Origin of the sequence: Thermoactinomyces sp. DSM 45891 (assembly GCF_900119485.1) — a bacterium.
In the GTDB taxonomy this organism is placed as follows: domain Bacteria; phylum Bacillota; class Bacilli; order Thermoactinomycetales; family Thermoactinomycetaceae; genus Baia.
Map to the genome: position 1 here is coordinate 17,362 of NZ_FPJZ01000017.1, position 15,112 is coordinate 32,473.

Consider the following 15,112-nt stretch of genomic DNA (forward strand, 5'->3'; position numbering starts at 1 on the left):
ATTATGTCCATGATGTTTAGTAGAATTGATAAGAAAGGTGAAAATGAATGAAAAAATATTTATTAATCACTCTAGTGATTATCCTTTTTGCCATAGGTGCTCATATCAAAAATGATGGCTTTCTTCGATTAGATCCAGTACCCGTAGCAGCAAAAGAAATGGAATCATCATCAGCTAATACTTCTACCTATGTAAAGGTTATCATTAAAAAAGGAGACACCCTTTACCGTTTAGCAAAGATACACGGAACATCTGTGCAGAGAATCGTGGAATTAAATCAGATCGCTGATCCATCTAAAGTTCGAGTGGGACAATCGATTCGAATTATGAAGAATGGAAAACAAGTAACGAATACATCACAAAATTTCTTACCAAGTGGGTCCAAGACAGATAGTTCGATACAAACGTTTTGGCACCGAGGAAAAGTATTGGGCGAGTTTTCTGTTGTCGCGATGACCCCCCCGATACAGAGTAAGAGTAGCCTAAGTGGAGTTACCATTGGCGTAGATCCAAAAGTGATCCCCGTAGGATCTAGAGTATATCTTCCTACTATCGGCTACCGCACTGCCCGAGATGCTGAAGGAAGAGTACACGGTAATCAGATTGAGCTGTACGTCGAAAGTACAGCAAAAGCAAGACAGATTGGTACAAAGGAAAAGATGTTGTTGGAAGTCGTAAAATAACATGATAGAAAGCTACTAGGCCAATCTTACTAGTAGCTTTTGTTTTGTTGTAAAATGGAGGCAAGATCCGAAAGGATGAGAAGTTATGGCGAGCGACTCGTTTTTCCTCCGGGCAGTTGTGGCCAGGGTGTGGGCACGAGTCACCTTTTATGAATAAACGTCACAATATTCTGTGATATTATCCTACCCAACAAAAACAGATAAATGGGATCACAAAAAAGGTTATAATGAACGATAGAAACGAAAGGGGGCTATAAAGTGGCCAAAAAGCGTAAAAAGGAATTTCGTGTAGCTACGGTTGATGAAGTTGGCATCTTGATGCGAGACATCAAAGGAATGGGTCTCTGGCTAGCCTTCGTTGTGGTTGTGGGAGTTGCATTAGGGATTTTGTCCAAAAGTATTTTATAAAAAAGAAATGGCCCATGTAGGAAGATGAGATTATCCTACATGGGCCATTTTCTATCTATTCTTTTTTAGTGCTCCCTTTTAACTGATCGGTTGATACAACCACACTGCGTGGGGTGGCAATGGTGATTCCACGTTTATGTAAGCTTAAAACCGCTTGTTTGCGCATGGCTCGTTCGACGATGAAGTATTCCTCTGGTGTTGCGATGGTGGTAATGGTGAATTGTACTCCATTTACATCCATGTTGGTAATTCCGACCACTTCAGGGTCGGAGATGATTTGGTCCTTATATTCTTCTTTGACGGTCATACAAGCTTCTTTTAGTGCTTCATCTACGATATCCAAATCGGAATCGGATGGTACTGTGACCGGGACAATGGCACGCATTTTTTCCCGGTTATAGTTGGTCACTTGTGTAATGGTACCGTTTGGAAGATAGTGAAGCCTTTGATTATATTCACGTATTTTCGTGATACGTAGCCCCACTTCCTCGACTGTACCATTGATCTGTCCGTTAATTTGAACAACGTCTCCTACCTCTAATTGTCGTTCAAAGATCATAAAGAAGCCGGTTATAATGTCCCGAACTAAGTTTTGAGCCCCGAAGCCGATTGCAAGACCTAAAATCCCCGCTCCAGCCAATACGGGGCCGAGATTGATGCCGATTTTGGCTAGTACGGTTAGGGCTGCAATAAAGTAAATTACGTAATGGGAGATGGATTTAATTAATTTGACCAATGTTTTAGCAGTACGATTTTCCACTTTTCCTAGTGAAAAGGCTTGATCAATAACCTTGTCTAAAACCCGAACAACTAACCATGCGAGAAACATGACGAGTACAATATTAAAAAACGGAAATACGATGCTATTCATGGGATTCGATGTAATTCGATCCCAAAAGGATTGGAATCCATCTAAGATGTCTCCAGTAGCCGCGGTAGTCGTCGCTTCTTTCGGTGTTGTTGGAGGAAACATAGGATCACCTCTAAGTGTTTTTTATCGTTGTCGTTGTAGCAGACATCATCTCATAAATTTTCTTGTCTAACTGACCTTCGCTGATCCACCCGACGAATGAATGAAGGATATTATAACGATTATCCAAAATCGCCACCGCTACAAATGGAAAATGCTTCTTATGATGATAGCGAACATCGAGCCATCGTACTTCATAGCCAAATGGGTGCTCGATGACTTGTGGATAGCCGTAACTGGTGAAGGATAAAAAAGCATCGATTGCTTCTGCTTGTTTCGAGTGATGGGTGGCTGGATGATGGTCGAATTCGGTGGTAAGTTGTCCGGTCCAGAGTAATTTACCACCTCGGATTTCGCCCATTCGTACTTCTGTCTGAGTCTCGTATACACAGTTCCATTGCCCCCAGCGAGCAGTTGGGATTACGGTATAGGAGCCCGGTGCGTTTACTTGACTCTTTACCCATCTAAGCCAACGGTGATGCACACAGGTTCGCCAAATTAAATATAGGCCGATGACGATATAAATAGAAGAAAAGATATAGCCTGCATAAGCAGGAAAAAACCACCATATGACAAATCCTGCAATATGCAATATAAACAAGAAAGGATCAAAAATATTGATAATGTCCCATGCTACCCATTTATTCGAAAAGGGTCGTAGTGCTTGTGTCCCATATGAATTAAATAAGTCAATAAAGACATGAACGAGAACGGCAATAAAACTCCACAGCCATACATGAGCTGTACTTGATGCTGGAAAAACAAAATGGAGAACGAGAGTTAAGAGAGTGGGCCAGACTAACCACATGGGTAGAGAATGAGTCCAACCTCTGTGATTTCGAATATAGGCAGGATTGCCCTTTAGACGATACAATGTATCTATGTCAGGTGTTTGGGAGCCAACTATTGTACCTAATAGTACCGCGTGAGCTGTGGCTAGATCGTTTGCAACTACTGGATCTAGTTGTGCTAATCCAAAAAGACCTAATCCCATGACAAGGTGGGTGCCTGTATCCATAGTGTCCTCCTTTTCATAAAAAGGTATTTGAAAGCAGAAAGGAACGGTAACGGTGAGTCAGTTTACAATATTTGTTGAATATCGAGTTCAAGAAGATTCCATGTCTATATTTCGAGATCAGTACTTCTCTCAAATTCGAGAACAGATAAAAAATCAGGTGGAACATGTCGTACATCATGAGTTCCTGCTATCCGAAGCTCAAGTGGGACAAGTGGTGGAAGTGATTCAAGTGGAAGACAAAGATGCGATTATCCTATTACAAGAGCTTCGTATTGGATCTAAGTCATCTTGGTTCCATTCATTAGATTCTCATATTGTAGGCGGTAGGTCAAAAATAAAATTGTGGACATTTCGCAGGTGTGATTGAAATTATAACGATTTAATTACATTATTATACTTTTGATGAAAAAAAGTCTGTTTCTTATATAATTAGTGTAGGAGGCAAGTATGCAATCAATCATGAATACAATGGTGAGACCAGAGTCTACTATTGTTTCGACGATTCAAACCGAACTTTTGCATTGGTATGCTCGTTACCAGCGAGATTTACCATGGCGAAAAGATCAAGATCCATATAAGGTTTGGGTTTCAGAAATTATGCTTCAGCAAACTCGGGTGAATACCGTTATCCCCTATTTTAACCGTTTTATTGAGCGTTTTCCTACTATTACAGACTTAGCGAATGCAAGTGACGACGATGTAGTGAAGATGTGGGAAGGATTGGGCTACTATTCCCGTGTGCGGAACCTCCATTCTGCGGTAAAAGAGGTAGCAGACAAGTATGGTGGTAAAGTACCTGATCAAGTAGAAGAGATTTCTCGTTTAAAAGGAATCGGTCCCTATACAGCGGGCGCTATTTTAAGCATTGCCTATCAAAAGAAAGTGCCAGCAGTAGATGGCAATGTGATGCGCGTATATTCACGGCTTTTTGCCTTGTATGATGATATAGCATTGCCAGCAACTCGCAAGAAAATGGAGGCGATTGGGGAAGTGGTGATTCCAGAACATGCGCCCGGTGACTTTAATCAAGCGCTAATGGAACTCGGAGCTACGATTTGTACACCTACCTCTCCACAGTGCCTATTTTGCCCAGTATCTACTGTTTGTGAGGCAAATGAACAAGGGTTGCAAGATGAATTGCCACAGAAAAAAAAGGCAAAGGCACCTACCCCTGTTTTGGTACGATTTGCTTGGATTGAATCGGCCCATTCTGTTTTTCTCGTAAAACGTCCAGATAAAGGATTACTAGCAGGGATGTGGTCGCTTCCCACTTTTGATCAGGAAGATCCATCTACTGAGCTAGAGGAATATCTTTTTTCTCGTAGGTGGACAGTGCAAAGTAGAGAAGTGGCAGCTAAGATAGATCATGTTTTTAGCCATCGTCATTGGTTCATTGAGATCGAACGGATCAAGTTAGATCAGGTTTCCTTTGAATGCGGTGAGAATGAAGAATGGATAGATATAAATAGTATTCATCAAAAGGCGTTTCCAAATGTTTATCGAAAAGCAATTTCAGTTATGAAAAAACAATAAAAAACGCGATCATTTTGTATTTTTATACAGGTGACAAATAAGTGATTATTATATTCTTAGATAAATGTAAGGGGAGAGCCTGAGTGCAAGAAAAAGATAAAGAGAAAAGAGAGCCAGACAGGCTTGATCAGGAGGATACGGAGAATTCTGGGACTACCCAAAAGGAATCCGATTCGTTTCTGGTGCTAGAGGAAAATAGTGAAGTTCCCTTGTCGGACACATCTAAGTGGAATTTTACGGAGTTAGAAAAAGTACTGGAAGAGCAAGGAGAGCTTGCGCATGATGAGACTGAAGTTGATTCCAAAGTAGAAGAGACATCTTCTATATTAGAAGAAACGAAACAAGAGATGGAGTTACAGGATATCAAGCAAGAACCCAAGGAATCCGAGGTAGATGAAGATTCCTTTTTACAAAATCTCCATCAAGAAACCCGTAGTACCCAGTTAATGAATGAGGAAGAGCAGATTGGTTCGGAAAAAGAAGAGGATTCATCTGCGAAAAACCTTGATCCAGAAAAGAAGAGCGCTAAAAAAACGAAAAAGTGGTTTGTGAGTGTTTTAGCGTTTCTCTTTGTATTAGGTGCTGTCTATCTATGGGTTACCCAAGATGCAAGTAATAATCCTCGTGCCAGTGAAGAGAAAACAAAAGTACCACCTCAGAAAATGACCCTAACAGCAAAAGGGAAAAGTTTTGAGCTTGATTTGCGTACCATTGGCTATGATGGAAAAGACGCTACTAAGATTGATCAGAAGAAGCTCACAGCATGGTTAGATGATGTAAAACAGCAAGTAGATATACCGATGAAAAATGCCTCTCAGAAAAAAGTAGGGACACCCATTACACCAGAGCAAACGGGCTCAGTGGTTGATGTAGAAACAGTCCAAGAGTGGTTGACTGATATTAAGTCATTGGTGAACCAAACGAAAGAACTTCCATTCATTACAGTTGAACCACAGGTTACTACTAAGGATGTTGAGAAAGCCAGTAACAAATTAGTGGGAAGCTTTAAGACCACCTTTGATCCGGGGAATGAAAATCGAACGATTAATATTAAAAAGTCATCTGAAACGATTGATGGTCTTGTCTTACTCCCAGGTGAAGAGTTTTCATTTAATAAAGTAGTTGGAGAACGTACGGTGGCGCGTGGCTATAAAAAAGCGGGTGTTATCGTGAAAGGAGAGCTTGCGGAGGATATAGGTGGTGGAATCTGTCAGGTTTCAAGTACGTTGTATAATAGTGTAGATCGAGCAAAGGTGCAAATTACCCGCCGAATCTCCCACAGTAAAGAAGTTCCATATGTGCCACCAGGCAGAGATGCCACTGTCTCATGGGGAGGCCCTGATTTCCGCTTTAAAAATAATTATAATAAACCAATGGTGATTCGGATTACGGTCAGCGGTGGGACGATTCAAATCAATACGTATACGGCTCCTGGAGCAGAAAGAGGGAAGATCCCATCATTACCTCCAGAAAAGTTTAGTAAAAGTACAGATATTGGAGCAAAGTCGGATGAAGATAATCCGAAAAAAGAAACCAAAACTCCATAGTGTGATGGAAGATAAATGTCTAGGGATGTGTATGGGATAGATGGTGCCCACACACACCCTTTTTTCATTATGGGTATAGATCTCTCTACTAGAAGAAATGATGAAGAATACAATAGTGAATCTAGGGAGAGAGATCAAATGAAATATAATGGATCCACCATTTTGTTTTTCCGGTTTTCGGGAATGCTATCTGTGGTCGGCGCTATCTCGATGTGGTTGCTTCTTCAACAAACAAAGAATGATTATGCTGCGACTGCTCAATTTATTGTCGAGAGAAGCTCGTCTTTTTTCTTCTGGTATGTAAGTAGTGGGATATTAGTAGTCATCGGTTTATTTATTGCATGTACATGGAATGTAAGATTAGTATCTCCTGAGTGGAAGTGGATGGGACAGATCGCTTGGTTTATTCACTTGTCAGGCATTTGCCTTGTGATCTTATATTTATTTGCTCAAGGAATCATCGTGCCACTTGCTCACGCTACAGGGGGAATTCAAGGAAACGTCGGCCTTTTTTATGCACTTAGTCAATTAGAACAAAGTTTGGTTCATCTACTAACATATGTGATTCCATCCATTCTTTCGATTGGTGGGCTCCTATATTGTCTTGTTTTATTTACAGATTCACGCTTTCAAGGATTGGTTCGTATCCTACACTTTGCTTTATGGACGGGGATCTTACTAAGTAGCTTGCTGTGTCATGTCGGAGCTCCGAATTTCTCGATCTGGATCTGGTCGATTCTCTTTCCCATGGTGACTTGGTGTACCGGAAGCCTAACGAAATATCAAAACGCATAAAGTTACTTACTCCTTTTTGCAGGTAATCATTAGATGAAGATCTAATTAAATGCAGATAGGAAAGTGAGGGACCCTAGATGCGGTTGAGAAATAGAGAATGGTATGAGAAATACGCGCATCGACTTGATCCTGATTTGCGTGTGCAACTAAGCCGTAAGAAGCAATTAGATAAGGAATCAATATCGGTCTCGTATCCTACCATCATACAGTTTGATAAAGAAGAATTGGTTGATACGTACTCATTAGCAAATTGGTGCACCGAGCGTGGAGGGATTGTGCTAGGAGAAATCCCTTTGATCGATGCAATTTATGGTGAGTTTTCAGCGGAATTATTAGAAGAACTAGTCGTTCATCATCAAGTAGAGCACTTATATCTAGATAGACGCGTGTATGCCTCATTAGACCTATCTACGAAATCGACTGGTGTGAGGGAGCTCCAGTTTGAGCGCAATTTATCTGGTGTGGGGATCACTATAGCTATTTTAGACACCGGATTGTTTCCACATCCAGATCTCATAAATCCTGTTTCACGGATCGCAGGGTTTGTAGACTTAGTTCAAGGGAAGACGGATTATTATGATGACCATGGTCACGGGACGCACTGTGCAGGGAGTGCGGCTGGAAATGGATTTAGCTCACAAGGGTTATATGTAGGCGCCGCTCCAGAGTCCAAGATAGTGGGAGTGAAGGTATTGGACCAACATGGTGGAGGGAAGCTTTCGACCGTCGTTCGCGGGATTGAATGGTGTGTGATGCATCAGAAGGAATATCAGTTAGATATCTTGTCCCTTTCACTAGGTGCTCCTGCTATTCAAACCTACCGAAAAGATCCCCTAGCACAGGCTGCGCGTATTGCTTGGCATAATGGAATTATGGTTTGCACAGCGGCAGGTAATGAGGGCCCGAAGCCGGGGACGATCAGTAGCCCTGGGCATGACCCACTTATTTTGACAGTGGGCGCTGCCTATCATGAGGTAGCCACCTTTTCGAGTCGTGGCCCAACAAAGGATGGGTGGACGAAACCGGATCTCTACGCGCCAGGGAGCGATGTGATCTCATTAAACGTACCGGGTTCTGAGTTAGAGCTTCAGTTTGCAGATAAATGTGTGGATGAACATTATTTACGACTGTCTGGTACTTCGATGGCAACTCCGTATGTAGCGGGCATATGTGCGTTACTCTTAGAGGAGAACCCCAATCTCACACCTAATGATCTAAAAGCGATCCTAACGAGTACGGCGAAGGAGATTTCAGGGGAGTTAGCAGGTAATGTATGTGCAGTAGCGGCTGTGGAGTTAGCGGAACACTATCGCCAATTTCAGCGGAATCAATTGCCATCTCCGTAAGTGTTGACTTTAGAACCCAATTTACATAATATAGAAATAAACTACACGATATAAAGAAAACGCTGTGACAAGGAATAGTAAAGCGATTGAATCTAGTATAGAGAGTGGAATCCATCGGCTGAGAGATTCTACCTAGGACATGCTTGAACCCACCCTTGTAGTGGCTGATGATAGACTGTTTTTGCTTTCTAGAAATCAGATCGGAGCTGACCGTTATCTCAGATATGCAGTGAGGAATGAGATGCATTGTATTTTTATATGCATATCTGCATAAATAGAGATAAATTCATGGTTAGTGAGTTTAAATAAGGTGGTACCGCGGAAGAAGGCCCTTTCGTCCTTATGGGATGATGGGTTTTTTTATTTATTTTTTATTTGTTTTTTATTTGTTTTTATTTTGCTTTTAATTTGCGTTTAGTTTGTTTTTATTTTGCTTTTTTATTGAAGCAAAAGATACGGAGGAGAAAAAGTGGCAGACCATTTATATGAGAATCTTCGTGTTGGATTTATCGGAGCAGGCTCGATTACAGAGGCTATGATTGCAGGATTAACGAAGGGGAGCGTAATCCCACCGTGTAACATATCAGTGGTAAATCGCTCTAACCATCATAGGTTGCAAGAGCTAGAAGACCTTTATCAATTGTCTCGTCATTCTCATGATGAGCAAGCTATTTTAGAGTCTGATGTCATCGTACTGGCGATCAAACCAAATGTAGCCGGCCAAGTTTTACAGGTTTGGGGTCAGAAGTTTCGAGAGAACCATTTGATCCTTTCTGTGATCGCGGGCGTGAGTACAGATCAAATCGAGGAAGCTTGTTTACAAAAAACAGCCGTTGTACGTACGATGCCGAATACCTCTGCGGCAGTAGGTCGATCTGCAACTGCGATCTGCCCTGGGCGTTATGTGAAGGAAGATGATTTCTCTATCGCTACAACCATTCTAGAAGCAATTGGAATCGTGCTAGAGGTTCAAGAATCGCAGATGGATGCTGTAACAGGGCTTGCAGGGAGTGGACCAGCCTATTTCTACTACATGGTTGAAGCCATGCAAAAAGCAGGGGTTTGCGTAGGGCTTGAGTCAGATATCGCTCGTCAATTTATCATCCAAACGTGTATTGGTGCTGCAGAGATGTTACTTCATACTAGGAAAGAGCCTTCTCGTTTACGTGAAGAAGTTACCTCCGAGGGAGGGACAACGTTTGCAGGGCTAACAGCTTTGAAAAAATTTCATTTTGAGGAAGCGATCTGTGAGGCAGTTTCCAAAGCCACAGAACGTTCACAAGAGTTAGGAAAACCTACAGACCACTTGAGCTCTCGATGTTAGAGGGCTCTGTTTTTTCTTACATGGAAAAATTTACATCATTGTAAATAGGAATGAAAGTATATATCATAATCATCACATCGTTAAGGTAAAGGATTACAGAAAGAAAAAAATTTTCATTTTCTCCAAAAAGCAGACCACGAAAATAAATTCTGAAACGTTTGTTTTATATCTTTCAGATTTTGGCAATAAAGGAAAATAGGAAAGCTTTTCTGGAGGTGAATGGATATCTTACAGAATCGAGGCGACATGGTGCGGGTAGAAAGTTACAAGCACCAAGATGTTTTGCACCGAATCTGGAAAACCTCTCTTGTCCTTTATGAAGATGATCGTCAATTAGTGATTGCGAATGAAGATGTGGAAGTCATTCAGCCGGATGGAACCGATGCAGTATTCGCAGGCATTGCAATTACGATCTTTCCTAAGGACGAATGGTTTAATACGGTTTGTGTGTACAGGAATTCGGATAAGCTCCGATACTATTACACCAACATCGCCTCACCTGTGGGATTGGATCGCATGAAAAATGTCATAACGTATATCGATTATGACCTTGATATTATCACCTATTCTGATTTAAGATTTCAAATTGTGGATCAAGATGAATACGAGATAAATCAAGTTCGATATGCGTACCCCTCGCAGGTAATGTTACAGATTGAACAAGCTGTACATAAGATCACAGATTTGATCCAGACCCGATCAGCTCCATTTGCTCCAGAAATTGCCCCATATTGGTTCAGGCAGTATCGTTCCCTGATCAAAGGAGAGAGATGATGGAGTGAGTGTAGTCAGTCTCGTTCAACATCGTGTAACGAAATGGATTATATTGGCAATGTTTGGTGTATCAATCGCTATTGGAATCAACCAATTTATACTTGCGATGTCAATTGTAAACGGAACATCCATGCAACCAACCTTACACGATGGAGATCGTTTGCTAGTCAACAAATTTTCATTTTTGTTTCAGACACCGCAGCGAGGGGATGTTGTCACGTTTCAAGATCCCTCTAACGCAAATCGATATCTCGTAAAACGAGTGATCGGGGTACCAGCTGACCGGATTGAAATCAGAGATGGGAAGCTTCTGCGAAATGGACAAGTCGTAACAGAGCCCTATATTGATACCAGGATTGAAGACGGAAATTTCGGTCCGATCGTAGTGCAAAAAGGAACCATTTTTGTGATGGGAGATAATCGGCACCGTTTTGCTTCTCGAGATAGCAGATATGATACAGTGGGCCAGGTTTCTGTTAAGTTAATCGAGGGAAAAGTGGAATGGATTTTGTGGAGGCCCTCCTTAAGTGCTCATCTTTGACCAATTTTTAAAAACTATTGCAAATGTGGTTAAAAGTCAAAGATTGTTCACAAAAATTAATTTGCCTATGTGGAAAAAAAGAGCATAATAGGTAAAGTACATTTCAATCTTTCGAAAATCCAATCCTGTTGAAAAAAATCCTCTGTTGTCAGAATTGATGTTCTGACAATAAGGTCCATTTAAATGATAGGTTTGCAAAAAATAGGAGGCATTTACTCATGAACTTGCTCGACAAAACACGTAGAATTTCAAAGATTTTACAAAAAAATGTAGGTCACCACTTGGTAGATTTTGATGAGGTTGCACAAGCACTTTGTGATGTTATTTCTTCTAACATCTATGTGGTAAATCCAGAAGGAAAAATGATGGGCCTTGCTACGAACCATGACTTTGAAAATGAGCGCATGCAAAAATATCAAACTAATCGAGAATTCCCAGCAGACTATGCTCGCCTCCTTATGGAAGTAGATCATACGATGCCAAACATTGGTGTTGATAGTCCTTACACTGCATACCCATACGAAATGAAAGAAATGTTCCGTGAAGGTCTTACCACATTGGTTCCCATCATCGGTGGTGGAGATCGTTTAGGTACCCTTGTTCTTTCTCGGGTTAATGAGTCCTTTGTAGACGATGATCTCATTTTGGCTGAGTATGGTGCGACTGTAGTCGGAATGGAAGTACTTCGCGAACGTGCTGGTAAAGTGGAGGATGAAGCCCGTAGTCGTGCGGTGGTTCAACTTGCGATCAGTTCTCTTTCTTTCTCAGAGCTAGAAGCGGCAGAACACATCTTCAACGAACTAGACGGCTTAGAAGGCTTACTAGTAGCAAGTAAGATTGCGGATCGTGTAGGGATTACTCGTTCTGTGATTGTAAACGCACTTCGTAAATTAGAATCTGCTGGTGTAGTAGAATCTCGTTCCTTAGGAATGAAAGGTACTTACATCAAAATTTTAAACGCAAAATTGTTACCAGCATTGGAAAAAGCGCGTCATTAATTTCACTCTAATAAGAAAGTAAGACCGAGAGCATGATTGTTCTCGGTCTTTTTGTGTGTAAGTACTCTGTTTTTGATATACTAGGGTCACCTGATTCGATGGTATGTAGGGGATGAAAATATGGGAAGTGTTCGAAGATATCTCCAATTTGTAAAGCCATATCGGAAGCAGATTGTAGGTACAATGGGGATTGGAATGATTAAGTTTGGCATTCCGTTGCTATTGCCTCTTATGCTAAAGTACGTGATTGATCATATATTGTTATCTGGGATGGTTAGGCAAGAACAGATTCAGCAATTAGGATGGATTACGGTGGGGGCTGTACTCTTATTTACAGTGGTACGAATTCCTGCGGAGTATTATAGGCAATACTTTGCACAATGGACCGCCAATCGTGTTTTATTTGATGTACGGAATCAGATGTATGACCATATCCAGCGACTATCACTCCGCTATTACAATAATCAGAAAGTAGGTCAAGTGATTTCACGCGTGATTAACGATGTGGAACAAACAAAAGAGTTTGTGATTACGGGGATGATGAATGTTTGGTTAGATTTTATCACCTTATTTATTGCAGTCGGAATGATGGTCTGGATTGATCCATGGATGACCTTGATTTCGCTTTCAGTCTTCCCGCTATACGGTTTTAGTGTGAAGTATTTTTATCAGAACCTACGAAAATACACACGTGAGAGATCACAAGCACTGAGCGAGTTGCAAGGGCATCTTCATGAGAAAATTCAAGGGATTCCTGTGATTCGTGCTTTTCATCTTGAAGAGCATGAGCAAGTCCAGTTTCAAAAGCGGAATCGTCATTTTCTTGAAAAGGCACTAACTCATACACGGTGGACTGCGAAAACATTTGCTTCTGTTAATACAATTACTGATTTGGCACCTATTATTGTGATTGTGGTGTCTGCCTACTACGTCATCCAAGGGGAGCTTACTCTGGGAGCAATGACAGCTTTTTATGGTTATCTGGGCCTGATCTATTCACCTGTACGCCGGCTAGTAAATGCCTCTACTACACTTACCCAAGCACATGCTTCGATGGATCGTGTGTTTGAGTTTTTGGATGAACCTTATGACATAGTGGATCGCCCGGATGCATATGTAGTGAAGGAGATTCAAGGAAAGATTACCTTTGATGAGGTTGGATTTTCCTACGGGAAAGACCGAGAGCTCGTTCTCAAGAATATAAACTTAGAGATGGAAGCAGGTCAGATGATTGCCTTAGTTGGACCGTCTGGTGGGGGGAAATCCTCTATTGTTTCGTTAATTCCTCGTTTTTTTGATGTAACGAAAGGAAGCATAAAAGTTGATGGTTTAGATGTGCGTGACTACACCCAAGAGAGCTTACGAAAACAAATCGGATTCGTTCTTCAAGATAACTTCCTCTTCAGTGGGACGATTGCCGAAAATATTCAAATGGGGAGAATAGAGGCTTCAGAGAGTGAGATGATAGAAGCCGCAAAAGCCGCAAATGCACACGATTTTATTACACAACTTCCTCAAGGCTATCAAACAGAAATCGGGGAACGTGGTGTAAAATTATCGGGTGGACAGAAGCAACGCTTAGCGATTGCTAGGGTGTTTCTGAAAGATCCTCGGATTATTATTTTAGATGAGGCTACCTCAGCTCTTGATTTGCAATCGGAAGCATTGGTTCAGGAGTCGCTAGAGAGACTTTCTACGAATCGAACCACGATCGTAGTGGCTCACAGATTGTCTACGATTACGCATGCGGATCAAATCGTTGTCATTGATAATGGGGAAGTAGTAGAGAGAGGAACTCATGAACAACTCTTATTACGCGAAGGTCTGTATAGTGAACTTTTTCACGTGCAAAATTTAGATCCTCCTTCTATTAAAAAAAACAAATTTTGATTCCATGAGATTTTGACATAAAATATTCACATACTATGCAATAAGGTCTGTTTAGGGATGGAATACCATGCGAATTAAGGGAACTTTGAAGCAAGTAAATGTTATTATATGAAAATGCGAGAGAAAACAAATCCTTTCTATCATATTTGGAAATCTTTCTGCCCTTGCACGAACATCCATCATCAACTAAAATGATGTTGGTATCAAGCGTAAAACAGAGATTGTGAATAAAAGTATTTGCTTGAAAAAAGGATGTTAACAACCAGCTTCTTGGTTGGATGTAAACAAGGAGGGAGGTTTGTTATGTCAAGATCTGCTGAGAGAGCACTCGCTTCTCAATCTCTCATGGATGTAGGTAAATCAACGTGGCGCGATTACTATGAGATTACGAAACCGGGCATTAATAAGTCAAATTTGCTCGCTACTTTTACGGGTTTTTGGTTGGCTTCTGGTTTTCAGCATTTTGATTTTTTAAACCTACTATGGACGCTTCTAGGAACGGCACTGGTGATTGCAGGAGGCTGTGTGTTAAATAATTTTTACGATCGAGATATCGATCCAAAAATGAATCGTACAGAGACGAGGGCAGTCCCTGAAGGCCGAATTAAGCCGATAGTTGCGTTATGGTACGGCATATTTTTAAGCTTGGCAGGATTTATCGTGCTTGGAGTACTAGTCAATGCCGTGGCAGCGTTCTTGGGCTTTGTGGGCTTCTTTGTATATGTGATGATTTATACAATGTGGCTGAAGCGTACCAGTGTGTGGAATACTGTAGTAGGTGGTGTCTCAGGTGCTGTGCCACCGATGATCGGTTGGGTAGCTGTTACCGGGCGGATCGATTTAACCGCTTGGGCTCTTTTCTTGGTCTTGTTCATGTGGCAACCACCTCACTTCTTTGCACTGGCAATGCGTCGAGTTGAAGAATATCGCGCTGCCGGGATTCCAATGTTACCCGTGATAAAAGGGTTTGCTGAGACCAAGATCCAAACGCTGCTCTTTACGCTCCTGTTGTTGCCTTCCTCCCTCTTATTGTTTTTTACTGGAGCGAGTGGTTGGGTATATTTAACGGCAGCAACTATACTAGGAGTTGTCTACATCATCCTTTCTATTAAAGGCTTTTATGCTAAGGATGATATCGCTTGGGCTAAGATGATGTTTATCTACTCGCTCATCTATCTCATGGGCATACTCCTAGTGATAGTGATTGACAAAGGAATTACATCCTTCAATTAGATGTGAACCAGTAGGGTTTGATAGCCCTGCATTTATTCAATCAGTTCTTTTC

Annotated in this window: 15 protein-coding genes and 1 other annotated feature; of the genes, 13 read left to right on the forward strand and 2 right to left on the reverse strand. The window is 41.4% G+C overall.

The features are described 5' to 3' along the window. Positions 1–47 precede the first annotated feature (47 nt). Entirely contained in the window at positions 48–683 is a 636-nt protein-coding gene (locus BT147_RS12125; protein WP_072335710.1) for a LysM peptidoglycan-binding domain-containing protein, read from the forward strand. Positions 684–941: 258 nt separating this feature from the next. Then, positions 942–1,091, forward strand: a complete 150-nt coding sequence (locus BT147_RS15610; RefSeq protein ID WP_177239813.1) for a hypothetical protein — start codon at positions 942–944, stop codon at positions 1,089–1,091. Positions 1,092–1,146: 55 nt separating this feature from the next. On the opposite strand, the gene BT147_RS12130 is transcribed toward BT147_RS15610, so the two are convergent. Next, positions 1,147–2,064 carry a mechanosensitive ion channel family protein gene (locus BT147_RS12130; RefSeq protein ID WP_072335713.1) on the reverse strand — a complete coding sequence of 306 codons (918 nt, stop codon included), beginning with the start codon at positions 2,062–2,064 and terminating at the stop codon, positions 1,147–1,149. A 10-nt stretch (positions 2,065–2,074) separates the two neighbouring features. Continuing rightward, the gene (locus tag BT147_RS12135; protein ID WP_072335716.1) at positions 2,075–3,079 is read right to left on the reverse strand and encodes a metal-dependent hydrolase; all 1,005 of its coding nucleotides are present in this window, start codon (positions 3,077–3,079) and stop codon (positions 2,075–2,077) included. 52 nt (positions 3,080–3,131) lie between these two features. On the opposite strand from BT147_RS12135, the gene BT147_RS12140 reads away from it, so the two are divergent. From BT147_RS12140 to cyoE, 11 genes are all read left to right on the forward strand, one after another. Then, positions 3,132–3,446 carry a hypothetical protein gene (locus tag BT147_RS12140; protein WP_072335719.1) on the forward strand — a complete coding sequence of 105 codons (315 nt, stop codon included), beginning with the start codon at positions 3,132–3,134 and terminating at the stop codon, positions 3,444–3,446. Between the two features lie 80 nt (positions 3,447–3,526). Beyond that, a complete protein-coding gene (gene mutY / locus BT147_RS12145) occupies positions 3,527–4,612 on the forward strand; it encodes an A/G-specific adenine glycosylase (RefSeq protein ID WP_072335722.1) in 1,086 nt (361 codons plus the stop codon). A gap of 83 nt (positions 4,613–4,695) precedes the next feature. Then, a complete protein-coding gene (locus BT147_RS12150; RefSeq protein ID WP_072335725.1) occupies positions 4,696–6,159 on the forward strand; it encodes a VanW family protein in 1,464 nt (487 codons plus the stop codon). Positions 6,160–6,297: 138 nt separating this feature from the next. Further along, complete coding sequence (locus tag BT147_RS12155; RefSeq protein WP_072335728.1) at positions 6,298–6,954, forward strand: hypothetical protein; 657 nt, start codon at positions 6,298–6,300, stop codon at positions 6,952–6,954. A gap of 77 nt (positions 6,955–7,031) precedes the next feature. Further along, positions 7,032–8,300 (forward strand): S8 family peptidase, encoded by a 1,269-nt coding sequence (locus BT147_RS12160; protein WP_072335731.1) that lies wholly within the window; start codon positions 7,032–7,034, stop codon positions 8,298–8,300. 55 nt (positions 8,301–8,355) lie between these two features. Beyond that, positions 8,356–8,645, forward strand: a binding site (T-box leader). 124 nt (positions 8,646–8,769) lie between these two features. After that, positions 8,770–9,624, forward strand: coding sequence for a pyrroline-5-carboxylate reductase (proC, locus tag BT147_RS12165; RefSeq protein WP_072335734.1), 855 nt, complete (start codon positions 8,770–8,772; stop codon positions 9,622–9,624). Positions 9,625–9,843: 219 nt separating this feature from the next. Continuing rightward, positions 9,844–10,398, forward strand: coding sequence for a DUF402 domain-containing protein (locus BT147_RS12170; RefSeq protein WP_072335737.1), 555 nt, complete (start codon positions 9,844–9,846; stop codon positions 10,396–10,398). Positions 10,399–10,402: 4 nt separating this feature from the next. After that, positions 10,403–10,939, forward strand: coding sequence for a signal peptidase I (lepB, locus tag BT147_RS12175; protein WP_072335740.1), 537 nt, complete (start codon positions 10,403–10,405; stop codon positions 10,937–10,939). A 218-nt stretch (positions 10,940–11,157) separates the two neighbouring features. Next, a complete protein-coding gene (gene codY, locus BT147_RS12180; protein WP_072335743.1) occupies positions 11,158–11,937 on the forward strand; it encodes a GTP-sensing pleiotropic transcriptional regulator CodY in 780 nt (259 codons plus the stop codon). 120 nt (positions 11,938–12,057) lie between these two features. Further along, the gene (locus BT147_RS12185; RefSeq protein ID WP_072335745.1) at positions 12,058–13,827 is read left to right on the forward strand and encodes an ABC transporter ATP-binding protein; all 1,770 of its coding nucleotides are present in this window, start codon (positions 12,058–12,060) and stop codon (positions 13,825–13,827) included. 303 nt (positions 13,828–14,130) lie between these two features. Then, on the forward strand, positions 14,131–15,060 hold the full coding sequence (cyoE, locus tag BT147_RS12190; RefSeq protein ID WP_072335748.1) for a heme o synthase: 930 nt from the start codon (positions 14,131–14,133) through the stop codon (positions 15,058–15,060). The last annotated feature ends 52 nt before the right edge of the window (positions 15,061–15,112 follow it).

What these genes read in the sequence shown, in the direction of transcription:
- BT147_RS12125 (WP_072335710.1), top strand. Translation starts at nt 48, where the DNA reads ATGAAAAAATATTTATTAATCACTCTAGTGATTATCCTTTTTGCCATA.
- BT147_RS12130 (WP_072335713.1), bottom strand. Translation starts at nt 2,064, where the DNA reads ATGTTTCCTCCAACAACACCGAAAGAAGCGACGACTACCGCGGCTACT.
- BT147_RS12135 (WP_072335716.1), bottom strand. Translation starts at nt 3,079, where the DNA reads ATGGATACAGGCACCCACCTTGTCATGGGATTAGGTCTTTTTGGATTA.
- mutY (WP_072335722.1), top strand. Translation starts at nt 3,527, where the DNA reads ATGCAATCAATCATGAATACAATGGTGAGACCAGAGTCTACTATTGTT.
- BT147_RS12155 (WP_072335728.1), top strand. Translation starts at nt 6,298, where the DNA reads ATGAAATATAATGGATCCACCATTTTGTTTTTCCGGTTTTCGGGAATG.
- BT147_RS12160 (WP_072335731.1), top strand. Translation starts at nt 7,032, where the DNA reads ATGCGGTTGAGAAATAGAGAATGGTATGAGAAATACGCGCATCGACTT.
- BT147_RS12170 (WP_072335737.1), top strand. Translation starts at nt 9,844, where the DNA reads ATGGATATCTTACAGAATCGAGGCGACATGGTGCGGGTAGAAAGTTAC.
- codY (WP_072335743.1), top strand. Translation starts at nt 11,158, where the DNA reads ATGAACTTGCTCGACAAAACACGTAGAATTTCAAAGATTTTACAAAAA.
- BT147_RS12185 (WP_072335745.1), top strand. Translation starts at nt 12,058, where the DNA reads ATGGGAAGTGTTCGAAGATATCTCCAATTTGTAAAGCCATATCGGAAG.
- cyoE (WP_072335748.1), top strand. Translation starts at nt 14,131, where the DNA reads ATGTCAAGATCTGCTGAGAGAGCACTCGCTTCTCAATCTCTCATGGAT.